The following is a 26179-nucleotide window of genomic DNA, read 5'->3' as shown; positions in this document are numbered from 1 at the left end:
CGATCCACCAGCCCCGCGCTCAGCGCGCGCATGCCCGAGTACACCCGGCCCTCGGCGCGCTCGTGGATCTCCTCCTTGGTCCGGCCGCGCGCCTTCGCCACGTGCGCCAGGAAGGCCTGGTACGTCTCCTCCACCTGCGCCTCCAGCGAGGCGCGCTCGTGCGGGGTGAAGCCTCGGGACGTCGAGAAGATCCCCGCGTTCTCTCCGCGAGCGATGATCGTCCGCCGCACGCCCAGGCGCTCCATCAACCCGGAGGCCTCGAACTTCCCGGCGAACACTCCAATGGATCCAACGATCGCGTGCGGCGCCGTCCAGATCTCCTTCGCCCCCAGCGCCGCCATGTACCCACCGCTGGCGCAGACCTGATCCACGTAGGCGATCACCGGCTTCTTGCGCGCCACGCGCTGCACCGCCTCCAGGATCAGCTCCGAGGCCAGCGCCGAGCCTCCCGGACTGTTGATGTAGAGCACCACCGCCTTGGCTCGCTTGTCCCGGCCCGCCATGCGCAGCGCCTTCACCACCGCCTCCGCCCCCGCCAGCTTCGGCCCGAACGGGTTGCCAGAGCCCTTCCCCTGCATGATCGCCCCCGACACCACCACCATCCCCAGCTTCGGCCGCCGCCGCACCTGCCTCCACTTCACTCGCGGGAATGGCCGGGTGGACAGCCAGGCCGCCATCGGCTCGATCGGCTCCTCGGCGTCATCGGAGTCCTTCTCTTTCTCCTTCCGCCTGCGCTCGTCCAACCGCGCGGGCAGGTCCGCATCGCTGCACAGCCCGTCCACCAGCCCCACCGCCACCGCGCGCTGGGCACTGTAGGGCCCCCCGTCGATCAGCGCCCGGACCTCCTCGGCCGTCTTCTTGCGGCCCCGGGCCACCGTGTCCACGAGATCCGTGTACCGCTCGTCCAGGAAGGCCTCCAGCGTCTGGCGCTGGATGTCCGAGACATGCGCGTGGGTGAACAGCTCCGGCGCCGTCTTGTAGTCGCCTCGGCGCACGAAGTGGGCCTGGATGCCCACACGCGAGAGCCCCTCGCCCAGCGCCGTGGCCTCCGCGGCATAGCCCACCAGCTCGAGCCGCCCGGCGGGAGCCAGCAGCACCTCGTCCGCGGCGCACAGCACCTGGTAGCCCACGCTGTCCACGCTCACGGCCCACCCCACCACCCGCTTGCCCGCCGCCCGGAACTCCGTGAGCAGCTTCCCCAGCGCGTCCTTCTTCGCCGAGCCCACCTCCAGCCCCTCGATCTCCAGGAGGATGCCCTTTACCCGCTCGTCCTTCGCCAGCAGCCCGAGCGCCTCCTGGAAGGCCTCCAGCGAGGTGACGGTGCCGGGCTCCGGACGCGAGCCTCCCAGCCGGAACCGGCGCTGGCGCTGCTCGCGGTAGGGCAGCTCCCCGGCGAGCCGGAAGCGGATGAACGAGGGGCGGTGCCGGGAGGCCAGCAGGCGGAACGGCAGCCCGAGCAGGGCCCGCACCAGCAGCACCAGGTTGGCAAGAGCGACGAAGACGAGGCGCACCATCAGGAAGGGCCCAGGCAAGGAGTCGTCCCGCGCCTAATGGACGGCCCGGGCGGACGCAAGCCTTGTTCCACGGGGGTGTACGCATGGAGATGGAGCCCGGAACGCTCCCCTGCTCGCTCCCGGCGCCCCGGAGCCGTCCGCCCACACGCAGGATGGCTCTCCACCGCCCCACCCGTGGTAGGATGCCGCCCCATGCGTAAGCTCTCGCAATTCGTCCTTCTGTCCGCCCTGCTCGCCGGTGGCTACGCCGTGGCCGGCCGCCCCGTGCAGCAGTTCGAGGCCCCTCCCGAGATGACCGACGAGGAGAAGGAGGCCCTCAAGAAGCAGCAGCTCGGCGGCAACATGAACGCCTACAACAAGGACATCCAGATCAAGGAGACGCCGGTGCCCTGGGCGGCCATCGGTCTGGGTGGACTGGTGCTGCTGGTGGCCACGCCGTTCGCGCTGCGCGCCTACCGCAACACCACGAAGGAGATCGCCGACTCGAACACCTTCGGTGTCTCCGGGGGCAACGCCGAGGACGAGCGCTAGGCGCTCGCCGCTCAGGCCGGGCGGACCTCCACCGCGCCGCCCGGCTCCACCGCCACCTTCACGGGCAGGAAGCGCTCGATGACGCGGGCATGCGTCGTCAGGTGATCCGTGATCCGGGCCGCCGTGAAGCGCGTCGTGCCGGGAGTGGCCGGCCCCAGCCGTCCGGACGCCAGCAGCGCCGCGGGCAGCAGGAGCTGATCCCCCAGGTGCTCGTCGATGGCTCCAGCGGACTCCATGAAGCGAGCCACCTCCTCGGCGGCCTCGCGCCCCACCTCCTCCGCCGGCCGTCCCCGCTCGCCCAGCGCGGTGAAGCCCGCGAAGGTGTTCTCGAACTGCGCCAAAATGAAGGTGACTGTCCCCGCCGAGCGCGTCACGGGCACGGCCCGGTTCTGCGTGTGGCAGTAGATCCCCCGCTCGCGCAGGGCGGCCTCGGCGGCGCGGGACTGGCGATCGGCGATGGTGAAGGGCAGCCCACCCACGAAGCTGCTCACGGTGATCTCGTGCAGCGTGCCGCGCGCCGGCAGATCCACCAGCAGCGGAGGCTCGGCCGGAGCGGAGATGTCCGCGTGGAACTCGCCACCACCCTCCGGGTAGAAGCCCGCGTGAGTCAGGCTCAGCGAGGCGTGCAGGCCATAGGCATGCATCACCGGCAGCCAGACATTCACGAGGTAGTGGTAGCTGGGGCTGTGCGGCAGGTGTGTCCCCCCGCGCAGGGTGAGCTGGCCACCGCCGGCCAGGGCCAGGGGGAAGAACAGGCACTGGAGCAGCAGCGGAGTGCTGCCAGCGGTGCCCACCTCCAGCAGATAGTCTCCCGGGCGCACGGGGCCGGGAGTGAAGGAGAGCTCCGAGGCGCCCACGGAGGCCCCCTCGCTGGTGCTGGAGCCGAGAGCCTCGGCGCCGCGCACACACGCCAGGTGCTGGGGACGCAGGCCCGAGGGATCCCGGCGCTCGCGCAGGCGGGTGATGTGGAACGGGCGGCCGGTGATGAGCGACAGGGAGAGCGCCGAGCGGAGGATCTGCCCTCCCCCCTCGCCTTCGCTGCCATCGAGCTGCACCGGCCCCTCTTCGGGCCGGCTGGTGCCAGTCATGATGTTCCTGTGCGGCGATGCGTGAGGAGTGCAGCGTAGCAGAAGCACCTGGGATACTGTCCGCGCTTCGTGGCCCTCGCCATCTTCCTTCTGACGTACGTCTTCATCGCCGGGGTGCGCCTCCCCTTCCTCAAGCTGGATCGGCCGGGAGGCGCGCTGCTCGGCGCCGTGCTCATGGTGGTGTTCGGCGTCGTCTCCCCCGAGGAGGTGTTCAACCACAGCGCCGATCCCTCGCGGCACGCCGTGGACATGAACACGATCGTCCTGCTGCTGGGGATGATGCTGCTGGCGGCGTACATGGCGCAGGCCGAGTTCTTCCGGACCGCGGGCGCGTACACGGTGCGGCTGGCGCACACGCCTCGGCTGCTGCTGGCGGCGGTGGCGGGCATCAGCGCGCTGCTGTCCGCCTTCCTCGTCAACGACACCGTGTGCCTGATGCTGACGCCGCTGGTGCTGGCGGTGGTGGAGGATGCGCGCCTGCCGCCCGTGCCGTACCTGCTGGCGGTGTGCATGGGCTCCAACAGCGGCTCGGTGGCCACCTTCACGGGCAACCCGCAGAACATGCTGATCCAGGGCGCCTCGAAGCTGTCCTACGCCAGCTTCGCCGCGTACATGGCCCTGCCCGCACTGCTGTCCACGCTCATCGTCATCGGGGCGCTGCTGTACCTGTTCAAGCAGGATCTGCGCTCGGAGCGCTTCGAGGCCCACCCGGCTCCGCCGCCGGTGGATCGGCCGCTGCTGGCGCTGACGATGGCGGTGCTGCTGGGGGTGGTGGTGGCCTTCTTCGCCGGCTTGCCCATGAGCTGGAGCGCGCTGGCGGGCGCCGCGGTGGTGATGACCCTGGCCCGCCGCGAGCCGCGCGCCCTCATGGAGCGGGTGGACTTCGTGCTGCTGCTGTTCTTCGCCAGCCTGTTCGTCGTGGTGTACGGGGTGAACAAGCACGGCTGGGCGGCGGAGATCCGCGCGCTCTTCACCCCGCTGATGGCCGGGCCGCCGTGGCGCGAGACGGTGGGGTTCGCGGGGCTGACGCTGGTGGCCTCGAACCTCTTCAGCAACGTGCCCTTCGTGATGCTGGCGCGCTCGTGGGTGCCCACGCTGCAGAACCCGGAGCTGGGCTGGCACGTGCTGGCGCTGTGCTCCACGCTGGCGGGCAACCTCACCTTGATTGGCAGCGTGGCCAACCTCATCGTCTTCGAGGCCGCGCGTGACAAGGTGCGGATGACCTTCATGGCCTACCTGCGCATCGGCCTGCCGGTGACGCTCTTGAGCTTCATGATGGGACTCACAGTGCTACTGGCCGAGCACTCCCTGTTCTGACAGGGCGGGCTCCCACGGGGGTCTCAAGGGGCGGTTGGCTTGAGCTACGATGCGAGCCCAGGAACTCCGCTGGCTGGAGGCGGTCTCATGGATCCGATGTTTCTGAAGGACGTCGAGGCGCACAAAGGGGTTGGCCACTACGCGTCGATGATCCAGCGCGCCCGCGATGCGGGCCGGCCCTTCCCCCGCATCTGGCACCTGTTCGCGTTCAAGCCACGAGTGTCGAGCGCGCTGGCCGCCTTCGCCGATGAGGTCATGCGCGGCCCCTCACCCCTGCCTCCGGGGATGCGCGAGCTGATCGCCGCCTTCACCTCCCGCGGCAACGCGTGCTTGTTTTGACTGCACTCCCACGCCGCGGTCGCGGCGAAGCTGCTGGGTGACGAGAAGAAGGTCGAAGCTGTCCTGGAGAACCACCTCACCGCGCCCATCTCCGAGGCGGAGCGGGCCCTGTTCACATACCTCGAGAAGGTCAACCTCAGCCCCGCGAAGATCCGCCAGGAGGACGTGGACGCGCTGAAGGCCGTCGGCTGGTCGGACGAGGCCATCTACGACGCCATCAACGTCTGCGGCCTCTTCAACTTCTTCAACCGGTGGATCGACGCCACGGGCGTGGGACACCACTCGGCCGAGGTCTATGAAATCACGGGCTCGCGGCTGGCCCAGAGCGGCTATGCCGATCCCTACTATGGGAAGGGACAGACGGGCTGACGGGAACGGGGGCGCAGCCCTCACTCGGGCCATGCCTCTCTTACGGAGCGGGGGGCGCCGGATCGGGATCGGGCAGCTCGCCCGCGGGTAGCTCGGGCTCGGGCTTCGGCTTCGGCGGGGGCTGATTCTCCCGGCCCGTGCGGTTCGTGCTGTCCGGCGCGGACTGCTCCACCCCCTCCGGCAGCGGCGGGCCCCCGCGGCGATCCTTGGGCGTCAGATCCTGCGCGAACTGCTCGGCCACTCCGTCGAGCAGGGACGAGATGGCCTGCCGGAACAGCTCCGGCTCCTTGCCCACCCGGAACGGATCCAGGTGCGGGGCGCCCTGCTCGATCTGGTCCGCCTCGAACGGGCGGCGCCACAGCTCGCTCCGGCCGGCCAGCCGGAACATGCGCCCGTAGCCCTTCAGGTAGGCGCCCGCGTGCCCCTTCTCGCTGCGCATGCCGTAGTCCTCGATCACGAACTCCACCACGGTGTCCGCGCCCAGCGGCACCAACAGATCATAGTCCGGCGCGTTCGCGGGCACCTCCTCCACCAGGAAGCTCTCCAGCGCCGAGGCCACTCGCGCCGGATTCACGATGTTCGTCCAGGGCTGCTCTCGGGGAAGCTGGTTGATGGTGTTGACGCGCAGGCGCTCGGAGATCTCGAAGCGCGTCACCGCCTTGCTCAGCTTCGCCTGCAGCCGGCGGTCCGCCTCCTTCGGCTCGAGCTTCTTCAGCTTCTCGCCGTAGGTGCCATCATCCCGGAAGACGTGGCTCTTGGGGCCTGCTTCTTCTTCGATCCGGGAGATGAAGGCCGGCTGCACCACGCGGTCCAGATCCGCGCCAGCCAGCCGTGTGGTGCCACACGCCGAGAGAAACGCCATCAGGGCCAGGAACACGCATCGTGCCATTCCCCACACATACCTCAAGGCGCGGCGCCCGGCCCACTCTCGTCGCCTGGAGTTGCGGTCCCCTTGGGCGCTGCTGCTAGCCTGTGGACGTGACCCCTCCCTCGCCGCCCCCTCCCATGCGCAAGAAGCGACTCGGCGAGATCCTCATGGACGCCGGCCTCCTCACCGAGACCCAGCTGCGCTCGGCGCTGGCCGAGCAGCGCAAGTGGGGCGGCAAGCTCGGCCACACGCTGGTGCAGATGGGCTTCGTGGACGAGAGCTCCATGGTCCATGCGCTCTCGCGCCAGCTCCACATCCCCGCGGTGGATCTGGACACGGTGACGCCGCCCGAGCACGTGTTCAAGCTCTTCCGGGTGGATCTGGCCGAGCGCTACTCGGTCTTCCCGGTGGCCGTGGATGTGGCGCACAAGACGCTCACGCTGGCCAGCGCGGATCCCACCAACGTGGAGGCGCTCCAGGAGCTGGCCTTCCACACGGATCAGAAGATCCAGGTGGTGGTCAGCAGCCCGTCCGCCATCGAGCGAGCCACCCGCAAGTACTACTACGGCGGCGCCAGCAACATCACCGCGAGCCCGGATCAGTTCGGAATCAGCGAGCCGACGTACGAGTTCACGCCCCCGCCGTCTCCCCGGCTCTCGTCGCCTCGAGAGGCCGAGCTGCAGCAGCGCGTGGAAGCGCTCTCCCAGCAGGTGAACGATCTGCAAGAGATGGTGGCCAACCAGGCCCGCTCGCTGAGCGCGCTCATCGAGGTGCTGGAGTCCCACGGCGTGCTCTCGCGCGAGGAGTACTTCTCCAAGCTGCGCGGCCCGCGGTCCTGAAGGCCTCTGCGCGGTTGACCGCTTAGACGAGCAGATCCTCCGCCGACAGCTCGATGACGGGGCCGCCCGTGAGGGCCTCGGTGCGGCGCAGGCGCTGCTCCGACAGCTCCGACACGAGCACCAGGATCTGCGGGTGCGAGAGGATGAGCGCGTCGAAGTCCTCGCGCGGCAGCCGCAGCAGCGAGGTGCGCCGGGTGGCCATCACCGTGGCCGTGGCTGGCGTCTTGGAGAGCAGGGAGATCTCCCCGAAGAGCTCTCCTTCCTTCAGGCGCGAGAGGACCTGGTCGCCCTTGCGCGCCTCCACCTCTCCGGAGAGGACGATGTAGAGCCCGTCTGTGTTCTCGCCCTCGCGGACGATGATCTCGTGGCGGTTCACCTCGCGGGCGCGGAACTTCTCCACCAGCGTGCGCCGATCCTTGCGGTTGAAGGGCTCGAAGAGCGCCGAGGTGCCCATCACATTGGAGAGCATGCGCTCGCGGCAGAACTTCTTGAGCGCCCGGGCCACGTGCGGGTGCTGCCGTGACAGCTCCGCCAGCACCGGAGCCGAGATCTCCAGGAGCTGCGTGTCCTCCGTCGCGCTCTCCACCGAGGCCATTCGGGGCGCGCCGGACAGCAGGGCCATCTCACCGAAGAAGGCGCCGCTGTTCAGGGTCGCCAGCTCCTTGCGCTGTGCGCCCTCCTGCCGGGAGACACGCACGCTGCCCTCGCAGATGACGTAGAAGGCGTTGCCGTGGCTGCCCTGCTCGAAGACGCGCTGGCCCACGGCGAAGCGGAGCAGCGGACAGCGCTCGAACAGCTCGATGAAGGCGTCCTGAGGCAGATCCGAGAAGAGGGGGATGTTCGGCAGCGAGCCCGGCGAGGCCAGCTCCGTGATGATCACATCCTCTTCGAGGATGCTCGCCTCTGCTTCCTCCTGGCGAGCGGTGTTGGCCGCGCTGGCGGCGCGCTGCTTCACCCCGGAGATCGCCGCCTCCTCCACCGCGTGGAGCAGCGTGTCTCCCTCCAGATCCAGCTCCGTGAACGCGGACACGGGCGCTGAGGCCTGACTGGGAGGCACCACCGCCGAGCGGCCCGGCGCAGGCGTCACCGCCATGTCCGGCCCTCCAGCCTCGCCCGTTCGACGTGGCCGAAGCCCCGGCGGCGCGGAACCGGCGGGAGCGGGCGTGGCGGAGAACAGAGGCTCGCTCACGGTGGCCCACGAGAGCTTCTTCGTCCCCGCCCCCAGATCCATCTCGAGCGCCGTGTCTTCTGGCGAAGCAGCCGGGTTCCGCTGGGCGGGCGCGGCGGGCGCGGGCTTCGCGGCGGGAGCGGGGCGGGGAGCCTCCGCCTGCACCGCGGGAATGCTCGTCGAGGGACGCGGAGGAGTTGCACGCGGAGCCAGTCCCGGCGGCGCGCTACCGGCCGGCACAGGGACTGGAACCCCTTGGACCACGGCGAGCTCCTCCTCGGCAGGCGCCTCGGGGATCTCCAGCGGAGCGTGGAGCGGGATCTCGTGAGACACCGGGGCGGGTGCTGGAGTCTCCTGGAAGGACTGAGCCGGGATCTCCAACGGTGCATGTACCGGGATCTCTTGCAGCGCCTGGGCGCGTGGCTGCCTCGAGGCCTGGGCTGAAACTTCCAGCGGCGCATGCACCGGGATCTCCAGCGGCGCATGCATCGGGATCTCGTGCATCTCACCGGCCGACGCTGCCTGCGAGGCACGGACTGGAGCTTGCGGCGGCGCCTGAGCCGGGATCTCCAGCGGCGCATGCATCGGGATCTCCATCTCCGCCGGTGGCGGGACGGGCGCGGGCTCATCCTCCTCGGGGAGCTCGAGCGGCGCCGCGGCGGGCCCCATCGAGACGCCCATGTTCTCGGTGAAGGACGGGAGCACCACGCGGCGCGCGGGCCTGGACGGAGGCTGCGGCGCACCAGCGCCTCCCGCCCCCTTGCGCGCGTACAGGTCCGCGAGCATCTGCTGCACGCCTTTATGGGCGGGATCCAGCTCGAGGATCAGCTTGCTGGCGGCGATGGCTCGCGGGAGGAAGCCCTCCCGAGCAAAGCCCGTGGCGGCGACCTGGTAGGCCGAGATGGCACGGTCCTTCTGGCCGGCCTTGGACCACGCGTCTCCCATGCGCAGGCGGGCCTGGTGATCCTTGGGCTCCGCCTTGCAGTACTCCTCATAGAACTCCGCTGCTTTGGAGAAGCGGCCCTTGGCAAAGGCCTCGGTGGCCTTCTCCCTGAGCTTGCGCATCTCCATATCAGTGAGCCCCCTCCGCGACGGTGCCGCTCTTGGCCAGCGCCGCGTTCGCTGCCTCGCGGACACGCCGATAATAGTCGCCTTTGAGCGCGTCGACAGCTTCCGACTGGGCGCTGGTGCCGATCTTTTGCAGCGCCGTGGCCGCCGCGACGCGGACCTCCGGGAGATCGTGGTACAGGTCCCTCGCTACGGCCTCGGCGGCCTTGGTGTCCCCAATCTCTCCGAGCGCCAGCAGCACCTCGCGCCGAGCCACGCTCGCGGGCTCATCCAGCACCTTGATCAGCGTGTCCACCGCGTCCTTGGCCTTGAGCCGGCCGAGGATGTTGGCCGCCAGCACCGCCTCCGCCCCACCTTCACGTACCACCGTCTGCAGGGCCTGCGAGGCCGAGGCTGGCGCCCCGAACTGATCCAGCGCGTCCAGCAGCACCAGCTTCTCGCTGGAGAACTGCGGCAGCAGGGACACGAGCGCGTTCTGGCCAGCCTCGCCCTGCTCCGCCAGCGCCTGGGCCAGCGCCTTCTGGAGATCGCGCTCGGCCTCGAACATGCCACCCTTGGCGACCTCGACGCCCTCCGGCCCCAGCCGAGCCAGCCCCACCAGGGCCGCGGTGCGCAGCGTCACGCTGGAGTCTCCGGCGTAGCGCTTGAGCAGCTCCAAGGCGCCCGGAGCCTTCACCGCCCCCAGCGCGCGCAGCACGGCGGCGAGCGGCTCGAGGCTCAGCGCCTCCACGTCGTCATAGAGCTCCGAGGGCACGCGCGGCTGGACCACCACCCGGCCCGCCTCGCGAGCGCGCTGGGCGTTGAGGGCCCGGACGCGATCGAGGAGCTGGGTCTGCTTGGAGGCTTTGCCATCGTCCTTGTGGCCGTGCTCGTCACCCGAGGCCTCCACCGGAGCCGATGGATCGAACCCGGGGCCGTAGACCTGGGGCAGCGCCGTGGTGACCCAGTCCTGGCGCGAGCCCTCGACGGACTTGAGCTCCTGCTCATAGGCCTTCTGGAGCGCCGGAGCGGCGGAGGCATCTCCGATGGCCGCGACCGCCTCGACCGCGAGCATGCGCTGCGCGGTGTCCGACGACGTGAGCAGCGGCAGCACCTTGGGCAGCGCGGCCTGGACCGTGGGCCCGAGACCGATGATCGCCTGCAGGCCACCCTCGGCACCGCCGGAGCGGGAGAGCCGCTCGACGATGGGGTCCACCGGGCACCCACCGCGCTTGCGCATGTCCTGGGCGGCGGTGATCGCCTCTCTGCGAGCGCCGTCCAGCGCGATGGCGCACAGGGCCGCATTCGTCTCCGGCGAGGGAGGGAAGGCAGCGAGCGCGTCCGTGGCGAGCGAGCTCACCACGCTCTTCTCCAGCGCCACGGCCTGGAGCTTCGGCACCGCGGTCGGATCCTGCAGCTTGCGCAGCGCGTTGATGGAGGCCTCGCGCAGCTCGGGGAAGCTCTCATCGAGCAGCAGGGCAATGGCGGGCACCGCGCGCTTATCCCCCGCATCGCCCAGGCCGCGCACGGCGGCGGCGGCCATGACGACCTGGCTGTCGCGCACCAGCGGCATCAGCCGGTTGACGGCCTCCGTGCGCCCGCTCTTGCCGAGCTCCTCGGCGGCGCCCACGCGCTCGGGGAGCGTGCCCTCGTTGAGCGCGAGCAGGTTGCGATCCCAGATGGCCTTGGACTCGGCGGCGACGACCTCGGCCATGGCGCCGGGCACGTTGGCGGACTTGAGCGCCTGGACGATGACCTGGCGCGTCTTCCGCGCCCGGCGGCCGTACTGGAGCGTGAGGTACGCCTTGGCCTTGTTGTTCTTGACCTTGGCGAGCGCCATGGCGGCGCGGCCCTGGACATCCTCATCCTGGTCCTCGAGCAGCTCGCCCAGCAGATCCACCACCCGCGCGTCCTGGCTCTCGCCGAGCGCGGCGGCGGCCTCGCCTCGGACGATGGAGGCCATGTCCTTGGCGGCCCGGGAGAAGAGGATCAGATCCTCGGGGTTGCCCTGCTTGGCCAGCGCCTTCACGGCCTGGGCCCGGACCTCTGGGCGAGGGCTCTGGAGGTCCGCGAGCAGCTGATCGCGATTGCCCTGACACCCCGCGAACACCAGCAGGGACAGGACGACGACAAGGGGGCGCACGCCGGTTCTCATCGCACTCCGAGAAGGAAAACGTTGAATAGGCGATTGCTTATATCAGCCCCGTTGGAAAGAACTCAGCGGCGGTGGAGGGGGTCCACCGCGCACTGCGTCACCGGGGACCGCGAGGACCGCCAGGCTTGCGAGGGCCTCGACCTCCGCCCGGACCGGGGCGGTGCGAATCCCAATCCGCGCCAGGGCCGCGCTTCTTGGTCTTGCGCCAGTCGACGAAGCCGCCCTCGGCTCCTCCACCCTCTGGGCGAGCGCTGCGGCGCTCGGGCCGTGCACCTGCGGCAGCACCGCCCGCGCGAGGCGGACGGCCGAAGGCGCCAGCGCCGCGTCCACGGGGACCCGCGCCGGGGCCCTCACCACGGGGGCTCCACTCCTTCCGGGCTGGGCGATCTCCTGCCTCACCCCGAGGCTTCCACTCACGGCGCTCCGGGCGGCCAGCACCCTCGCCGCGAGGTGCCCACTCCTTGCGAGCCGAGCGCCCAGCCGTCTCTCCTCGAGGCTTCCACTCCTTGCGAGCCGGACGATCCCCCTCACTCCGAGGCTTCCACTCGCGGCGCTCGGGACGGCCAGCGCCCTCGCCGCGGGGCTCCCGACGCTCGGGACGACCGGCTCCCTCGCCCCGAGGCTTCCACTCGCGACGCTCAGGACGTCCAGCCCCCTCACTCCGAGGCTTCCACTCGCGGCGCTCGGGACGACCGGCTCCCTCACCCCGAGGCTTCCACTCCCGACGCTCGGGACGAGCACCCTCTTCACCACCCCGGGGCTTCCACTCGCGGCGCTCGGGACGACCGGCTCCCTCGCCCCGAGGCTTCCACTCCCGGCGCTCGGGACGACCGGCTCCTTCGCCCCGAGGCTTCCACTCGCGACGCTCGGGACGACCGGCTCCTTCACCGCGGGGCTTCCACTCCCGGCGCTCGGGACGACCGCCCTCCTCGCCACCTCGAGGCTTCCACTCCCGGCGCTGGGGACGCTCACCGTCTTCGCCCCGAGGCTTCCACTCCTTGCGCTGCGGACGCTCGCCTCCCTCGTCGCGAGCGCCACCCCGGGAACGGCTGAAACGCGCCAGCCCGGTGCCGCCCTCCGTCCGGCCTCGCCCTGCCCCCGCACGCGCGGGCCGCTCCGCAGCCGCCGAGCGCTTCCGCTCAGTCCCCTCGGCCCCACGAGGCAGCTTCACCACCACGGGCTCGGGGCGCTGCCGCTCGATCTTCGGCTCGAAGTCATCACCACCATCGTCCGCCTCCGCGAAGCCCGGCGCCGAGCGCCCATGCCGCCGAGGCGGCAGGCCAATGTCTCCCTCGGGCGGAGCCGTCCGGGCCTCGGCCACATCCTGGAGCAGCCGCAGCTCCGAGTTGGTCAGCGGACGCAACTGTCCCGGCCGCAGCCCGGCCACGGCCACACCCGCGTACGCGGGCCGGTACAGGCGCACCACCGGGTGCCCCACCGCCGCGCACAGGCGCTTGATCAGGTGAGGCCGGCCCTCGGCGACGACGATCTTCAGCCAGGTGTTGCGCTCGGCCTGCTCGAACACGTCCACGGACAGCGGCGTGGCCATGCCGTCCTCGAGCCGCACGCCTCCGCGCAGCTTGTCCAGCGTGGCGGCATCCGGCGAGCCCTTCACCTTGGCCAGGTACGTGCGAGGCACCTGGAAGCTGGGGTGCGTGAGCTTGTGGGCCAGCGCTCCGTCATCCGTGAAGAGCAGCGCGCCCTCGGCGTCGTAGTCCAGCCGGCCCACGGGGAACAGGCGCTTGCCAGCCTCCTCCACGTAGCTGGCCACCGTGGGGCGGCCCTGGGGATCCGACAGCGTCGTCACGACGCCCGCCGGCTTGTAGAGCAGGAAGTAGGAAGAGGTCTCCGGCGGGGACACGAGCTTCCCATCCACGCTCACCAGATCCGAGCCGGGCTCCACGCGGCTGCCGAGCTCGGTCACCGTCTCGTTGTTCACCTTCACCCGGCCGGCGGTGATGAGCTCCTCAGCGTGCCGGCGCGAAGCCACTCCCGCGCGAGCCAGGTACTTCTGAAGTCGTTCTGCAGCCATGAATCCATGCCTTCGTGCCCGTCATTCGGGCTTGGGTCCCGCGGCGCCAGCTTCGGGCGGTTGCGGGGGCGTGTTCGTCAACAGGCCGGCGGCGGCCTTCTGACTCTTGTCGGCGGCCGAGATGGCCTCCTCCAACTCTTCCAGCGCGGCCTCCGAGGCCGCCGCGTTCTTGTCCAGGCGCTTCTGGAACTCGGGATCGGCCAGGGTCTGCACCGTGCCCGCGACCTTGGGGGCCACCGAGGATTCCTTCTCGACGATCTCCTGGTGCTCCTGCGTCAGCTCGTGGAACTCGCGCAGCGTGGGCAGGGCGGACAGATCCTTGAGCGCGAAGAACTCGAGGAACTCGCGCGTGGTGCCATAGAGGATGGGGCGCCCCACCTCTTCCTTCTTGCCGAGGATCTTCACCAGCTTGCGATCCATCAACGCCTTGATGACGGCGCCGCAGTCCACGCCGCGGATCTCCTCCACCTCGGGCCGGGTGACAGGCTGGCGGTAGGCGATGATGGCCAGTGTCTCCACGGCGGCGCGGGTGAGCCGCTGCGGCTTCACGCGCAGGTAGCGCCGCACGTACTCCGCCGAGTGCGGATCCGTGCGGAACTGCCACGCGCCCGCCACCTCGTGGAGCACGATCCCGTTGATGCCATCCCGGTGCATCCCCGAGATCTGATCGAGCGCCTTGGCGATCAGCTCCCGATCGATGCCCGTGGACTCGTAGAGCTGATCGATCGTGAGCGGCTTGTCCGCCACGAAGAGCACGCTCTGGAGCACGGTGCGGATACGGTCCTCGGAGAGCTTCTTGCTCTTGGTGATGAGCTTCTCGAAGGAGGTCTCCAGGTCCGGCCCGGTGTCCTCCTCGATGGCGGCGGCCTCCAGCTCGTCCAGCTCGCTCTCGCCGCCGGGGCCCGTGACGGCGGCGATCTCCTCCTCGGAGAAGGGGCCCGGGCCGCCGGGCGTACCTGGAGCCGGGGCCTCGGTCGTCTCGTCGGTCGGGTTCCTACCGGTAGTCACTATCGTCCACCTCCGTGGGGACCAGGCGCTCCAGCGCGTCGCCGTTGGGCATCAGGATGATGTCCTTGAGCGGCTCCTCCTGGAAGACGCGAATCAGCCGCCGCTTCACCATCTCCAGGATTGCCAAGAAGGTAATGACAATCTCCTGGCGCGTGCTGCCCTCCGGGAACAGGCTGATGAACGTCACCTGCTCCTTTGCCCTGAGGCGCTCGACCACGCGCAGGGTGGCATCGGAGAGGCTCAGGCGCTCGCGCACCACCTCGTGCTGCGGCTTGGGAGTCAGCCGCTCCAGCACCCGATCCAGCGCTTCAATCAGCTTGAGGACGGAGAACTCCTGCAGGCCCACCTCCTCCTCGGGGATGGGCACCGCCTCGGCCGGCACGTTGCGGGTGAACACGTCACGCCCGAGCAGATCCTGCTTCGCCAGCTGCTCGGCCGAGTCCTTGTACTTCTGATACTCGAGCAGCCGGCGCACCAGCTCCGCGCGTGGGTCTCCGGCCTCTTCGATCGCCGCCTCGCCGGCCTCCACCGGAGCGGCGGCGTCCTGGCGCGGCAGCAGCATGCGGCTCTTGAGGTGGGCCAGCGTGGAGGCCATCACCAGGAACTCGCCGGCGATGTCCAGGTTCAGCTCCCGCATCCGAGCCAGGTGCTCCAGATACTTCTCGACGATCAGCGCCAGCGGGATGTCGAAGATGTCGACCCGGTGCTCGCGGATGAGGTGCAGCAGCAGATCGAGCGGGCCCTCGAAATTGGGCAGAGCAATACGGAAGGCGTCCCCTGGAGAGCGGGGCACCTCGGCATCGCTGGAGCCCTCCTCGGGCGGCGTGCGGCGGGCCTCGGTCACCGGACGTCCTTCAGGCACTTCACAAGACCTTTCCCCTTAGCAGCGCACCCCCGGGGGGTCAAACATTCACGGGGTCCGCCGCGCCCCACCGCGCGAGCCCGCAAATCCCGCTCCAGAGCCGAGAATTCGGCCCCGCAACGCACTCGCCAGAGCGTGCGATCCCGGCACTCCGAGTCCTTGCTGGAAGTGGGCATTCCCAGCAAGCCCTTCGAACCCCGATCCCCGACACGTTGGGATTCCCGGAACCCTGGGAGAGGCCAGTAAAAAACCTGAGTAAATTCGGCCTCTTGTGGCTTGAGAAAGGCCTGATTAGCCTCCCGGGTCAGCAAGCAGGCGCCCGTACGCAGGGGGACATGAATGGAACACTTCAAGGGGAGCCTTTCCCACTACTCGATGGACGTGGTGATCCCCGCCATGTTGTCGCGCAAGGCGGTGGGCACGCTGCGAGTCGAGCGGGGTCCGGTGATGCGCTACTTCTTCTTCCGGGACGGCTTCCTGGTGGGCGCGGCCTCCAACGCGCCCGGCGAGCACCTGTCGCAGGTGCTGGTGGACCTGGGCCTGCTGGATGCGCCGCGGGCGGCGCTGGCCTACGAGGCGGCGGAGCTGGGGAAGATCCCCTATGGCGCGTACCTGGTGCACCAGCAGTTCGTGGAGCTGCCGCGGATGCTGGAGGTGCTCGAGTACAAGGCGCGCGAGGCCTTCTTCGACTGCTACAACTGGGACACGGGCGAGGTGGAGTTCAACCTGCAGCTGCCGTCGCTGGAGCAGGCGGTGGAGCTGAAGATGCCGCTGACCAGCCTGCACCGGGACGCGGTGGCGCGGCGGCGCGAGTGGAAGCTGTTCCGAGACATCTTCCCCGCCATGGACACCACGTTCCACGTCTTCCACGAGCACGTGGTGGGGCGGTTCTCCGAGGAGGAGTCCACGCTGATGCGGCGGGCGGAGAGCGGGGCCACGCTGGCGGAGCTGCTCGCCTCGGACAAGGAGTCGCGGGTCTTCGTGGCGCGGCGGCTGCTGCACCTGTACCGGCGCGGGGTGCTGGCGCCGCAGCGGGCCCGGAAGCCGACGATGGGCGAGACGCTCCAGGTGCAGGAGCTGCTGGAGGCGGCGCGGAGCTTCATGGACGCGGGCAAGTACGAGCACGCGCTGGCGGTGGTGGAGCAGGTGCTCGAGCGAGGCACGGTGCCGGAGGCCCACGCGCTGTACCGGGAGATCGAGGTCCAGCTCACGCTGGCGCTCTGCGACGAGCTGTTCGCGATGGATGGACGGTTCGTCTTCGAGCCCCTGCCCCGCCCGCTGCCGGCCTCGCTCACGTCGGATGATCTGTACCTGTACTCGAAGCTGCGCGGCAGCGTGACGATCCGTCAGGCGCTGCGCACAGCGGCCATGGGAGAGGCGGCGGCGGCTCGCTCGGTGCACCGGCTGCTGGCCACGGGGCTGATCCGGATCATGCCGTCGCTCGGAGACTTCGACCCGGATCGCAAGACGGATCCGTACGGCTACCTGCCCCGGGTGGACGCCTGACCTTTGGCTCGGCGCCGTCAGCCGTAGAGCTTCTTCAGCTCGATGCCGTCGCGCAGGGAGTGCACGTCCGGGTAGCTCCGAGCGAGCCCCAGCTCCACGTACACCTTGTCCTTGTCGAAGAGGGCGAAGCTGGTGGAGACGCAGAGCTGCTCGTCCCCGAGCCGCTCGTAGCCCTCGCGCACCACGTCATGGCCGTAGATGGCGACACGGGCCCCCAGCGCCGCGAGGAAGGCGCGAGCCTGCTCGGGTTCCGCCATGCGGCTCCACAGCGTGGGACCGATCACCGGCACATGAAGGAACTCGAAGATGCCCATATGGGCGTAGCCCTCCAGCTCCACCTTCTCCAACTCTTCGGGGCCGGTGAGGCGCGCGGAGGGCGCGGCGTGCAGCAGGGCGACTCCGTTGGGAGCCACCGCCACCAACGGAAACTGGGCGAAGAGGGTCCGCATCGCCGCTGACGGCCCGAGCCCCATGCGCTCCTCGAGGACCTGGGCCTCGTCCTCGTGGAACTTGGCGGTGCGAGGGCCGCCCACGTGCGCGTGCTCGTGGTTGCCAAGCAGGCAGTGCACCCGCCCGGGGAAGCGCTCGCGAGCCTCGAGGAACGCTCGCACCACCTCCGGGGACTCATCGCGGTAGGGCGTGCCGAGGTAGTGCGGCCAGTTGCGCTCCGTCTCCTCATCGGGTCCGTGCACCATGTCGCCGGTGAAGACCAGGACCGTGTCCTCGGGAGACGCCTCGAAGAGGGTCAGCATGCGCTGGAAGTCCCGCAGGTTGCCCTGGATGTCGGTGGCGACCAGAAGCCGGCCAGAGGCCGGCAGGCGCAGGAGACGGGAAGTCACGCCCACCAGCGTAGATGGAGACAGGCCTTCCTCAAACCTCCTGCCCTCACGATCCGGTTTTCCGCCGCTTCGGGCGGGGAGCCCCGGCGGAGTCGCTGCGGGGGTGGTGCTGATCGTACACGGCCCGCAACCGCTCTCCGTTCACATGGGTGTAGATCTGCGTGGTGGCCAGGTCCGCGTGGCCGAGCATCTGCTGGACGGCGCGCAGATCCGCCCCGCGCTCCACCAGGTGCGTGGCAAAGGAGTGGCGCAGCTTGTGCGGGGAGATCGGCTTGCGGATGCCCGCCTTGAGGGCGTAGCGCCTGAGCAGCTTCCAGAAGCCCATGCGCGTGAACGGGCCGCCCCGAGGAGTCACGAAGAGGGCGCGGGACTCGCGCTTGCCCAGCAGGTGCTGCCTCGGCCCGGCCAGGTACGCCTGCACCTTCTCCACCGCCATGCGCCCTACTGGAACGACGCGCTCCTTGGAGCCCTTGCCCTTGGCCACCAGGTAGCCCGCGCCCAGCTGCAGATCGTTGAGGCCCAGCGAGCACAGCTCGCTCACGCGCAGGCCCGTGGCGTACAGCACCTCCAGCATGGCCTTGTCCCGCATGCCCGCGGGGTGGCGCTCGTCCGGCGCGGCCAGCAGCTGCTCCACCTCCTCCAGCGTGAGGAAGCTCGGCAGCTTGCGCGCCGAGCGCGGCGTGTCCAGGTCCTCGGTGGGATCCTTCTCCGCCAGCTTCTCGGCGATCAGGAACCGGTGGAAGCCGCGCACCGCCGCCAGGTGCCGCGCCTGGCTGCGCCGGGACAGGCCTCGCTGCCCCAACCGCCGCAGGTGCTCGGCCACGTCCTCCTGCTTCACCCGCTCGACATTCTCGATGCCGCGAGCGCGCAAGTCCTTGAAGTACACGGTGAGATCGGCGGCATACGCGTCCACCGTCTTACCGGACAGCCCCCGCTCCGCGCGGATGAAGGCAATGAATGCGTCGAGCAGCCCTTCCATGCCTCCAGGGTAGCGGAGCCTCGCGCCCTGGCAACCTGGCGGCGCCTCAAGACCCCTTGCCAATGTCCTTCTGCGCCAGGGCGGCCTCCTCCGCCTGCACCATCGCCGCCAGCACCCACGGCCACCCGAGCAGCGCGTTGCCCGGGGACTTCAGGCAGGCGTTGGCCACCTCCAGCACCTCCTGGGGACGCGAGCGCGCCGCCAGCGCCATGTGCGCCCGCAGGAAGGGGTATTGCAGGTAGCTCAGGTTGTGGTGAACGACGGGAGACCACCGCAGCGTGGGCAGCCCCACCCACCGCTCCATGGCGAAGACCGCCGCCTGGACGAGGGACTCCACCATGAAGATCGGCAGCCGGAAGGCGGCCACCAGGTAGGCCACCAGCGCGCTGGCCGCCACGGCGCCTCCGAAATGCCACGCCCCGGCCAACCCCCACAGGGTCATCGGCACCAGGCTCAGCACGATGGCGCCGATCTGCACCCGGTTGATGGACAGGCCCTGCCCTCGGCCGATCGCCCCGATGCTCCCCGCGCACATGCCACCCACCAGCCCCAGGCACCCGCCCATGATCGCTCCGGCGAGGCCTCCCATGGGGGCCCCGAAGGCGCCCCCCGCCACCGCGTGCAGGCCCACCACCATGGCCAGGCTCGACACCAGCCCCATGAGCGTGCCGGCCGCCAGCCCCGTGGTGAGCGCCAGGAACAGCCCCATGAACGAGCACAGCGCCGCGCTCACCCACCACATCGGCTCCAGGGGCACTCCGAGCCGCTGCACCCCCACCCCCACCGAGAACGTGGCTAGCGGGGAGATGACCAACAGCAGCACCAGCATCCGCCGCACGTAGAGGCCCGCCGCGCGGCTGCCGTGGGACTGCTCGCGCCACAGCTGCCCCACGCGCCCGCCGGGAGCCTGAATGCCCGCGCCGTGCAGCCGGTAGTGCAGATCCACCGGCCGCCACAGCAGCATCCATAGCAAGGAGAGCAGCCCGGGAATCCTCCCCGGAGCGTCGGGATCCACTATGTGCTTCCCCTGAGGATCCACCGCGCCCCCCTCTCTGCCTACGCGTCCAGCCGGCCCTTGCCCTGGCGGAGGATCTCCAGCGAGTCGCCAATCAGCGACACCACCGTGGACGGCTCCATGAGCGTCACCCCTCCATCCAGGATCAGATCCAATCCGTGCCCGAGCTTCTCCTTGATGTCCTTGGCGTCGATGAGCGGCTCGCCCGCGTCATCGCTCGCCGAGGTGGTGATGAGGGGCCGGCCCAGCCCCGACGCCAGCGCCCGGGCCAGCGGCGCGTCCGGGACGCGGATGCCCACCTGCTTCTGCTTGGACATCATCACCTCCGGCACAATGCGCGTGGCCTCGAGGATGAAGGTGAACGCCCCCGGCGTCAGCCCCTTCATGGTGCGGTAGGCGAAGTTGCTCACGTGCGCGTACTTCGCCACATCCGACAGATCCGGGCACAGGAACGACAGCGGCTTCTTCCTGTCGCGGCCCTTGAGTTGGTACAGCCGCTCGATGGCCTTCTTCGACATCAGATCGCACCCCAGGCCGTAGTAGGTGTCCGTGGGATAGGCAATGACGCCACCGCGCTCGAGCATCTCCACGGCGCGAGCGACATGCCGAGGCTGAGGGTGTTGGATGTCCACCACGAGGATGGGAGCTGCCATTCCAGAATCTCCTGAACGGCTAGCTTACGCGGTCTGCTGACGCTCGTCGCCTCGCACCTCCCCGCTGCGCGCCAAGGCCCTCCGGGTGAGCACAGGCCCTACCAGCTCATGGGTGGTGATCATCGCGACGATCAGCACCTCCACTTGGGGTCCAAAGCTTGGGAACGTGCGAGAGATGAGCGCCGCCAGGCCAAAGGTGACGCCCGCCTGGGAGACGAGCCCCATCCACAGGTAGCGCCGCAACCGGGGATCCTCTGCGGGTGCGAATCGGCGACACGACTGGTGAATTGCCACTGCTCGCACCACCACGAGCAGCAGCGCCGCCGGGCCCACCGTCACCAGCGTGGACAGCTTCAGCCCCGCCCCAGCCGCCGCGAAGAAGAGCGCGAACACGGGCAGTGCGGCCAGCTGGACGGCGTGGTGGATGCGCTGGCTCTCGCGCTCATCCAGGTTGGCGATGAGCGCCCCGGCCGACAGCGCCACCAGCAGCGGAGACAGGTGCAGCCGCGCCCCGCCCTCGGCCGCCGCGAAGCACAGCCCCACGAGGAACAGCGGCAGCTCGCGGTTCACCCGGCGCAGGTAGAGGAGCATCGCCATGGCCAGCAGCGCCCCCACGAGCACCGAGCCGAACAGCTCCCACCCCACCCCGCCCACCAGCCCCCCGAGATCGAAGCCCCCGCCGAAGCTGGCGCGCGTCAGGCCCGCCGCCACCGCGAAGGCCACCATCACGAACAGATCGCCGATGATGACCAGGGCCATGAGGAACTCGGTGAACGGGCCGCGTGCGGCCGTCTCCTGCACGATCGCGATCGTCACCGTGGGCGAGAAGGACACCACCACCGTGGACACCAGCGCGCTCACGGCCAGCGCCTGCGGCAGCGTCATGGACGCCATGAAGGGCAGGAAAGGCTTGAGGGCGAACAGGGCCCCGAAGCACACCGCGAACGTCACCCCGCACACGGCCGCGCACAGCACGGCCACCTGGGTGCCCACCCGGCGGATGAGCCCCAGGTGCAGCTCCGTCCCCGCCACCAGGGCGATCAGGCTCACCGCCAGCCCCTTCACCAGCTCCAGCCCCTTCACGCCCTCGCCCGGGATGAAGCCCAGCGCGTAGGGGCCCACGGCCACGCCCACCAGCAGGTAGCCCGTGAGGCGCGGCAGCCCGACGCCCTTGGCCACCTTGCCCGCGAACAGTCCGCAGAGCAGCAGCGCTCCGGCCGCCAGCATCACCGAGTTGCCCGTGTCCGTGCGCCACGCCTGCACCTGGGAGATGCCCGCCAGCAGCGCCACCAACAGCCCCAGGCGGATGATGGCTCCCCTCATGAGGACTCTCCCGTTGGGACCCGGGGCGCTTCCAGCACCAGCCGGAAGGCCCGGCTGGCCAGCACCTCGTTGATCACCGCCCCCAGGACCACCACGTCGAAGATGTGCTGCGACAGCTCTCCCGGCACCAACCCCAGATACCCCGACACCAGGCACAGCGAGAGCCCCCCCTGGGAGATGAGCGCGTAGCCCAGCCGAGGCGGCAGCTTCAGCGCGCTCGCCGCGAAGCGCTGCGCCAGTGAGCCGCCCCACACCTTGCCCAGGAAGCGCAGCGCCACATAGCCCGGCAACAGCACCCACGCGTCGAGATCCCGGATCTGCAGGCGGCACCCAATCAGGAACACCAGGATGAGGTACGTGGGGCGCTCGAAGCGCCCGAGCGCCCGGGCCACCTGCGCCACCGCCCGGCCTCCCACCACCGCCAGCGTCGCCCCACAGGCCACGCCCGCCAGCAACACCGAGACTCGCAGATACGCCGCCGCCCCGCCTACCAGCGCCACGCCGCCCAGCATCACCGCCATCAGCTCCGCCGGATCCTTCAGCGCGTACGTGAGGAACACGATCAGCGCCCCACACAGCAGGCCCAGCAGCATCGCCAGGCCCACCAGTCCCGCACCGTCGAGGGGATTGGCCGCCGCGCCCAGCACCAGCGCCACCGCCAGCACGAGCAGCCCCACCCCATCATCCAGCATGGTGAGCAGCGCCACCGCCAGCCCGCGCGAGCGCTCCAGCCGCCCGCTGCGGTAGCCCAGCACGGCGAAGTGCCCGGAGGACAGGCTCGCCGCCGCGCCCAGCACCGCCGCGCCCCCCACCACCACCCGCGGCGGCAGGTGGGTGGCCATCATCAGCACCGCGGACACCGGCACCGCCACGAAGAGAAAGGCCACCCCCGCATGCGCCAGCGCCGCCGAGAACACCTGCCGGGGCAGCAGCCGCAGCACGCGCGGATCCAGGTTCAGCCCCAGGATGACGCCCGCCGTGCCCAGCCCCAGTGCCCTCACCGGCCGCAACCCGTCGAGATCCTCCAGCGTGAGCACCCCGGCCAGCCCCGGGCCCAGCAGCGCGCCGAACACGAGGAAGATGAGCCCGCTGGCCACAAGCGGGGCCACTCCGGGCAACCGGCTGGGATCCAGCAGCGTCCGGCTCGAGGCGAGCAACGAGAGCGCCGCGATGGCGAGGAAGACGAGCAGCGCCTGCACAGCCAGTGCTTACACCGCTCCAGCGCCCCCGTCACTCTCGACGGAGCACGGGCGCCGCGATGACAGGCAGGGCCACCAGCCGGCCCATGGGAGGCTCGTCCGCGTCCATCTCCAACTGGACGCGCTGAACCAGCCGCTCGAGCTCCTCGCTGCTGGACTGGGGCAGCAGGCTCACCAGCACGAGCCGATCCTCGTCCGCGCCCAGCGCCAGACTGCGCAGGCCCGCGAAGACAGGCACCTCGGCCGACAGCGCGGCCGCCGCGCTCCGGGCTCTGAGCACCAGCGGCTCCGGGATACCGAAGTCCCGGAGCCGGCGGATGGCCCGCTCGAGCTGCTCCACCTGATCCAACAGGGTGATGAGGAGAAACACGGGCCCCTCTTACCGGGTCCGTGCCCCCTCGTCACTTACTCCCGCTGGGGCTCCTGGCCTTCGGGCGCCGCTGGAGGGGTTGCCGCGGCCTCGCCCTGCTCGGCGGGCTTCTCCGGCTGAGCCATGGCCGCGCGAGCCGCGCGCTTGCCCTCTTCGATGAGCTTCTTCACCTTCTGCCCACCCTTGCGCCCAATCTCCTCGTAGAAGTTCGGCCCGCGGGTGGCCTTGACGCGGTCGCCACCCTTCTTGCCGATCTCCTCGTAGAACTTGGCGCCGCGCTCGGCCTTCACCGTCTCGCCGCCCTTGCGGCCGATCTCCTCGTAGAAGGAGCGGCCGCGCTCGGCCTTCACCGTGGCACCTCCCTTGCGCCCAATGGTCTCGTAGAACTCGCGGCCGCGCTCGTTGCGGACGGTCTCTCCGCCCTTCCGACCCGCTTCCGCCACCGTCATGCTGCCCTTGTTGTCCTTGTCCGACATATCGCCATCTCCTCTCGTTACCACCCGACGCCTCGCACGGTGCCCCTTGCCTGAAACCTTGGGACGGAAGCGCCCCGATGCAAGCAAGCTCCGTACACCGCCAGCCGTTCCCACCCGACAAACCACATCAGAACCCCAATGATTATGAAGGGTTGTCAGGCTTGCTCAGCTTCCTAGCCGAGCTGCTGCCTGTCCGGCAGGACGCTTTTGTGTTGAGAACACGCCGCGCCACATTGCCGATTCCCCGTCGGGCTCCCAGTTTCACGCGGGCGATGTCGGCTGATGTCGGGAGGTGATGAGTGGCGACGGCTCGAGGGGTGAAGGGTTGGCTGCGAGTCCTGGCACCTGTCTGTTCGTCCATCGGCGGCCTGGTGCTGCTGCGGCTGCTCGGACCGGATGTCATCGATCAGCACCAGCTCCACAGCTTCCTGGTGCCCTTGGGCCAGGCCGCTCCCTTCGTGTACGTGCTGGCGTTGTTGCTGCGCCCGGTGACGCTGCTGCCCGGCACGCTCTTCGCGGCCGTGGGAGGCATGGTGTTCGGCACGCTGATGGGGACGGTCTACGCGCTCATCGGCAGCTTCCTGGCGGCGCTGCTCATCTTCGGGCTGGCGCGCAAGCTGGGAGTCCGGCCGATGAAGCGCCTGGCCGGTGAGCACTACCACACGCTGTCGCGCATCGCGCGCAAGCATGACTTCCAGTTCACGTTCCTGGTGACCATCAACCCGCTGGTGCCCACGGACATGATGCTGGCGGCGGCGGCGGCCTCGGGGGCGCGCTTCTGGCCCTCGGTGGCGGGGATGCTGCTGGGCACCCTGCCGGGCACGTTCCTCATGGTGCAGTTCGGCAGCGGGCTGGCCCAGGGCCGCACGGTGATGACCGTGGTGTCCGCCGTGGGCCTGCTGATGTCGTTCGTGCTGGGAGGCTTCCTCGGCCGCCGCGTGTACAAGGAGATCAACGCCGCGCACCCGGTGCCGGAGGAGCCTCCGGTAGAGGCGCCCGTTCCCCGTGGGCTCTCCTCGCCCGGCAAGCAGGGGCTGCCCTCTCCGTCCTGAGGGGCTCGGGTCAGTCGACCTTGGCGAGCCGGTTGCGATCTCCCAGGAAGTCCTCGACGCCCTGGGCGACGGCCTGCGCCACGGAGTCCTGGTAGTCCTCGGAGTTGAGCCGCTCCTCCTCCTCGGCGTGGGAGAGGAAGGACGTCTCCACGAGGATGGCGGGCATCTTCACGCCGAGCAGCACGTAGAAGAGGGCCTCCTTGGTGCCCAGATCCTTGACGCCCGAGTAGTCCTTGGACAGCTGGCCCACGAGGCTCTTCTGGACCTGGGAGGCCAGCCGGGTGGACTCGCCGGTGTTCGCCTTGGTGGCCAGGTCCGCGAGGATGAACTGCAGATCGCTGACGCCCTTCTCCGTGGAGGCGTTCTCGCGCGCGGCCAGCCGGATGGAGTACCGGTCCGAGGAGATGTTGAGCGTGTACGTCTCCACGCCGTGGAGCTTGGCGGTGGGAGCGGAGTTGCAGTGGATGGAGATGAACAGGTCGCCGCGGGACTCGTTGGCGAACTGCGCGCGGTCCTCGAGCCGGACGTAGCGATCCTCATCGCGGGTGAGGATGACCTCCAGGCCCCGCTGCTTCAGCTCGTCGGCGAGCTTCTGGGAGATGGCGAGCGTGATGTCCTTCTCGCGGGTGCCGTTCTTGCCGATGGCTCCCGTGTCATGTCCGCCGTGGCCGGGATCGATGATGACGCGGCGGACCTTGAGGCCGAGCTGCTCGACGAGCGTCAGCTCCGCGCCGCGAGAGAGCTTCGCCGCGGCCTTGAGACGGTTCTCGGCGATGTGCCGGGCCAGGCCGGGAACGGTGGGCAGGGGCAACGGCTCCAGGGAGGACTTCGACGGCGCCGAGGCGACAGCGGGAGGCTCCGCCTTGGCGGGCGTCTGAGCAGCGGGCGCGACCGGAGCGGGCTTCGTCGAGCTGGAGGCCGGAGTCTCCTCGGACTTCAGCGGCGTGATGACCACGACGCGAGGAGCCTCGCTGGCCTTCGAGGCCGAAGCGTCGGTGGCGGGAGGAGTCGCAGGCCCTGCCTCCCGCGCGATCTTGGAGATGGCCTGCACCAGCGAGCCACCCGGGCGCACCGGCTGCGAAGCCTCGGCGACAGCAGGCGCGGCCTTGCGCGAGGGCGCCGGCTTGGGAGCGGGAAGCGAGGCAAGCAGCTCCTTCAGCTCACGAGACTGATCACCCTTGCCATTGGCGGCGAGCATCTCCGTGACGACCCGGCGAGCGGACTCGGGCTGATCCAAGCGCTCCAAATAGATGCGCGCGAGAGCGAGCGCCGCATCATCCGCGAGCCGGTGCCGCGGGTGGGTCTCCACCAGCTTCGAGTAATCCGTGACGGCGGCCTGGAGATCCTCCGAGAGGAAGGAGATCCGGCTGAGCTCGGTCATCAGCTCGCCGGCGGTGAAGAGGGCGTCCGGGGCGCGCTCGCTCTTGGGGTAGTCGTTGGCCACGGACTCGAAGCGGCTGACCACGCTGAGCCAGTGGTGGCGCAGCTTGCGCCGCGCCGCGTCGCCCTTGAGGGCGTAGAAGGCCGTGCGCGCCTCCTGGTAAGCCTCTTCGGCCGCATCCCGCTTCGCCGCGAAGGCGACACTCGACAGCAGCAGCAGGAAGAGGGCGAGGCAGGTGCGCATGAAGCC

Annotated in this window: 24 protein-coding genes; 7 read left to right on the top strand and 17 right to left on the bottom strand. The window is 69.9% G+C overall.

Features of this window, described 5'->3' with window-relative positions; all coding sequences use genetic code 11:
* Positions 1–1514: signal peptide peptidase SppA (gene sppA / locus ACJ8AT_RS25925; RefSeq protein WP_407740542.1), on the bottom strand; the 1514-nt coding region annotated here is incomplete at its 3' end.
* Between the two features lie 192 nt (positions 1515–1706).
* On the opposite strand from sppA, the gene ACJ8AT_RS25920 reads away from it, so the two are divergent.
* Positions 1707–2045 carry a hypothetical protein gene (locus ACJ8AT_RS25920; RefSeq protein WP_407740538.1) on the top strand — a complete coding sequence of 113 codons (339 nt, stop codon included), beginning with the start codon at positions 1707–1709 and terminating at the stop codon, positions 2043–2045.
* Between the two features lie 11 nt (positions 2046–2056).
* Here the strand turns inward: ACJ8AT_RS25920 and rtcA are convergent, their stop codons facing one another.
* Positions 2057–3133 (bottom strand): RNA 3'-terminal phosphate cyclase, encoded by a 1077-nt coding sequence (rtcA, locus tag ACJ8AT_RS25915; protein WP_407740537.1) that lies wholly within the window; start codon positions 3131–3133, stop codon positions 2057–2059.
* Positions 3134–3202: 69 nt separating this feature from the next.
* On the opposite strand from rtcA, the gene ACJ8AT_RS25910 reads away from it, so the two are divergent.
* From ACJ8AT_RS25910 to ACJ8AT_RS25900, 3 genes are all read left to right on the top strand, one after another.
* Positions 3203–4450, top strand: coding sequence for an SLC13 family permease (locus ACJ8AT_RS25910; RefSeq protein ID WP_407740536.1), 1248 nt, complete (start codon positions 3203–3205; stop codon positions 4448–4450).
* Positions 4451–4537: 87 nt separating this feature from the next.
* On the top strand, positions 4538–4789 hold the full coding sequence (locus ACJ8AT_RS25905) for a peroxidase (RefSeq protein WP_407740535.1): 252 nt from the start codon (positions 4538–4540) through the stop codon (positions 4787–4789).
* A 165-nt stretch (positions 4790–4954) separates the two neighbouring features.
* Positions 4955–5158, top strand: a complete 204-nt coding sequence (locus ACJ8AT_RS25900; RefSeq protein ID WP_407740534.1) for a hypothetical protein — start codon at positions 4955–4957, stop codon at positions 5156–5158.
* Positions 5159–5198: 40 nt separating this feature from the next.
* Here ACJ8AT_RS25900 and ACJ8AT_RS25895 read toward each other — a convergent pair whose 3' ends face one another.
* On the bottom strand, positions 5199–6047 hold the full coding sequence (locus ACJ8AT_RS25895) for a hypothetical protein (RefSeq protein ID WP_407740533.1): 849 nt from the start codon (positions 6045–6047) through the stop codon (positions 5199–5201).
* Positions 6048–6163: 116 nt separating this feature from the next.
* Here ACJ8AT_RS25895 and ACJ8AT_RS25890 point away from each other — a divergent pair, with 116 nt between their 5' ends.
* Positions 6164–6865: a hypothetical protein gene (locus ACJ8AT_RS25890; RefSeq protein ID WP_407740532.1), complete on the top strand. Its 702-nt coding sequence runs from the start codon at positions 6164–6166 to the stop codon at positions 6863–6865.
* 22 nt (positions 6866–6887) lie between these two features.
* Here ACJ8AT_RS25890 and ACJ8AT_RS25885 read toward each other — a convergent pair whose 3' ends face one another.
* From ACJ8AT_RS25885 to ACJ8AT_RS25865, 5 genes are all read right to left on the bottom strand, one after another.
* A complete protein-coding gene (locus ACJ8AT_RS25885) occupies positions 6888–9104 on the bottom strand; it encodes a cyclic nucleotide-binding domain-containing protein (RefSeq protein WP_407740531.1) in 2217 nt (738 codons plus the stop codon).
* Position 9105: 1 nt separating this feature from the next.
* Positions 9106–11235: a HEAT repeat domain-containing protein gene (locus ACJ8AT_RS25880; RefSeq protein WP_407740530.1), complete on the bottom strand. Its 2130-nt coding sequence runs from the start codon at positions 11233–11235 to the stop codon at positions 9106–9108.
* Positions 11236–11332: 97 nt separating this feature from the next.
* Positions 11333–13267, bottom strand: a complete 1935-nt coding sequence (locus tag ACJ8AT_RS25875; RefSeq protein ID WP_407740529.1) for a pseudouridine synthase — start codon at positions 13265–13267, stop codon at positions 11333–11335.
* Between the two features lie 21 nt (positions 13268–13288).
* On the bottom strand, positions 13289–14275 hold the full coding sequence (scpB, locus tag ACJ8AT_RS25870; protein WP_407740528.1) for an SMC-Scp complex subunit ScpB: 987 nt from the start codon (positions 14273–14275) through the stop codon (positions 13289–13291).
* The gene (locus ACJ8AT_RS25865; protein WP_407740541.1) at positions 14262–15119 is read right to left on the bottom strand and encodes a segregation and condensation protein A; all 858 of its coding nucleotides are present in this window, start codon (positions 15117–15119) and stop codon (positions 14262–14264) included. The genes scpB and ACJ8AT_RS25865 overlap by 14 nt, the downstream gene beginning before the upstream one ends.
* A 357-nt stretch (positions 15120–15476) precedes the next feature.
* On the opposite strand from ACJ8AT_RS25865, the gene ACJ8AT_RS25860 reads away from it, so the two are divergent.
* Positions 15477–16643, top strand: coding sequence for a DUF4388 domain-containing protein (locus ACJ8AT_RS25860; protein ID WP_407740527.1), 1167 nt, complete (start codon positions 15477–15479; stop codon positions 16641–16643).
* A gap of 17 nt (positions 16644–16660) precedes the next feature.
* Here ACJ8AT_RS25860 and ACJ8AT_RS25855 read toward each other — a convergent pair whose 3' ends face one another.
* From ACJ8AT_RS25855 to ACJ8AT_RS25820, 8 genes are read right to left on the bottom strand one after another with little or no spacing between them, the layout of a single operon-like run.
* Positions 16661–17482, bottom strand: a complete 822-nt coding sequence (locus ACJ8AT_RS25855; RefSeq protein ID WP_407740526.1) for a metallophosphoesterase — start codon at positions 17480–17482, stop codon at positions 16661–16663.
* A 46-nt stretch (positions 17483–17528) separates the two neighbouring features.
* Positions 17529–18461 carry a site-specific tyrosine recombinase XerD gene (gene xerD / locus ACJ8AT_RS25850; RefSeq protein WP_407740525.1) on the bottom strand — a complete coding sequence of 311 codons (933 nt, stop codon included), beginning with the start codon at positions 18459–18461 and terminating at the stop codon, positions 17529–17531.
* Positions 18462–18507: 46 nt separating this feature from the next.
* Positions 18508–19476, bottom strand: coding sequence for a hypothetical protein (locus ACJ8AT_RS25845; protein ID WP_407740524.1), 969 nt, complete (start codon positions 19474–19476; stop codon positions 18508–18510).
* Positions 19477–19517: 41 nt separating this feature from the next.
* Positions 19518–20129, bottom strand: a complete 612-nt coding sequence (locus tag ACJ8AT_RS25840; protein WP_407740523.1) for an L-threonylcarbamoyladenylate synthase — start codon at positions 20127–20129, stop codon at positions 19518–19520.
* Between the two features lie 24 nt (positions 20130–20153).
* Complete coding sequence (locus tag ACJ8AT_RS25835; RefSeq protein ID WP_407740522.1) at positions 20154–21452, bottom strand: cation:proton antiporter; 1299 nt, start codon at positions 21450–21452, stop codon at positions 20154–20156.
* Positions 21449–22651 carry a sodium:proton exchanger gene (locus ACJ8AT_RS25830; RefSeq protein ID WP_407740521.1) on the bottom strand — a complete coding sequence of 401 codons (1203 nt, stop codon included), beginning with the start codon at positions 22649–22651 and terminating at the stop codon, positions 21449–21451. The genes ACJ8AT_RS25835 and ACJ8AT_RS25830 overlap by 4 nt, the downstream gene beginning before the upstream one ends.
* Positions 22652–22682: 31 nt before the next feature.
* The gene (locus tag ACJ8AT_RS25825; protein ID WP_407740520.1) at positions 22683–23021 is read right to left on the bottom strand and encodes a hypothetical protein; all 339 of its coding nucleotides are present in this window, start codon (positions 23019–23021) and stop codon (positions 22683–22685) included.
* A gap of 35 nt (positions 23022–23056) precedes the next feature.
* Entirely contained in the window at positions 23057–23497 is a 441-nt protein-coding gene (locus ACJ8AT_RS25820) for a general stress protein (RefSeq protein ID WP_407740519.1), read from the bottom strand.
* A 299-nt stretch (positions 23498–23796) separates the two neighbouring features.
* On the opposite strand from ACJ8AT_RS25820, the gene ACJ8AT_RS25815 reads away from it, so the two are divergent.
* A complete protein-coding gene (locus ACJ8AT_RS25815) occupies positions 23797–24549 on the top strand; it encodes a TVP38/TMEM64 family protein (protein WP_407740518.1) in 753 nt (250 codons plus the stop codon).
* A gap of 10 nt (positions 24550–24559) precedes the next feature.
* Here the strand turns inward: ACJ8AT_RS25815 and ACJ8AT_RS25810 are convergent, their stop codons facing one another.
* Positions 24560–26173, bottom strand: a complete 1614-nt coding sequence (locus tag ACJ8AT_RS25810; protein ID WP_407740540.1) for an N-acetylmuramoyl-L-alanine amidase — start codon at positions 26171–26173, stop codon at positions 24560–24562.
* Positions 26174–26179: the final 6 nt, after the last annotated feature.

Origin of the sequence: Hyalangium sp. (genome assembly GCF_045802625.1) — a bacterium.
In the GTDB taxonomy this organism is placed as follows: Bacteria; Myxococcota; Myxococcia; order Myxococcales; family Myxococcaceae; genus Hyalangium.
Note: the sequence above shows the minus strand (reverse complement) of the source record. Positions and strands in the feature narration are given on the sequence as shown.

Bases quoted from the DNA above. Each gene is read 5' to 3' on its own strand.
- ACJ8AT_RS25920 (WP_407740538.1), top strand. From the start codon at position 1,707: ATGCGTAAGCTCTCGCAATTCGTCCTTCTGTCCGCCCTGCTCGCCGGT.
- rtcA (WP_407740537.1), bottom strand. From the start codon at position 3,133: ATGACTGGCACCAGCCGGCCCGAAGAGGGGCCGGTGCAGCTCGATGGC.
- ACJ8AT_RS25905 (WP_407740535.1), top strand. From the start codon at position 4,538: ATGGATCCGATGTTTCTGAAGGACGTCGAGGCGCACAAAGGGGTTGGC.
- ACJ8AT_RS25895 (WP_407740533.1), bottom strand. From the start codon at position 6,047: ATGGCACGATGCGTGTTCCTGGCCCTGATGGCGTTTCTCTCGGCGTGT.
- ACJ8AT_RS25890 (WP_407740532.1), top strand. From the start codon at position 6,164: ATGCGCAAGAAGCGACTCGGCGAGATCCTCATGGACGCCGGCCTCCTC.
- ACJ8AT_RS25885 (WP_407740531.1), bottom strand. From the start codon at position 9,104: ATGGAGATGCGCAAGCTCAGGGAGAAGGCCACCGAGGCCTTTGCCAAG.
- ACJ8AT_RS25880 (WP_407740530.1), bottom strand. From the start codon at position 11,235: ATGAGAACCGGCGTGCGCCCCCTTGTCGTCGTCCTGTCCCTGCTGGTG.
- ACJ8AT_RS25875 (WP_407740529.1), bottom strand. From the start codon at position 13,267: ATGGCTGCAGAACGACTTCAGAAGTACCTGGCTCGCGCGGGAGTGGCT.
- ACJ8AT_RS25860 (WP_407740527.1), top strand. From the start codon at position 15,477: ATGGAACACTTCAAGGGGAGCCTTTCCCACTACTCGATGGACGTGGTG.
- xerD (WP_407740525.1), bottom strand. From the start codon at position 18,461: ATGGAAGGGCTGCTCGACGCATTCATTGCCTTCATCCGCGCGGAGCGG.
- ACJ8AT_RS25840 (WP_407740523.1), bottom strand. From the start codon at position 20,129: ATGGCAGCTCCCATCCTCGTGGTGGACATCCAACACCCTCAGCCTCGG.
- ACJ8AT_RS25835 (WP_407740522.1), bottom strand. From the start codon at position 21,452: ATGAGGGGAGCCATCATCCGCCTGGGGCTGTTGGTGGCGCTGCTGGCG.
- ACJ8AT_RS25820 (WP_407740519.1), bottom strand. From the start codon at position 23,497: ATGTCGGACAAGGACAACAAGGGCAGCATGACGGTGGCGGAAGCGGGT.
- ACJ8AT_RS25810 (WP_407740540.1), bottom strand. From the start codon at position 26,173: ATGCGCACCTGCCTCGCCCTCTTCCTGCTGCTGCTGTCGAGTGTCGCC.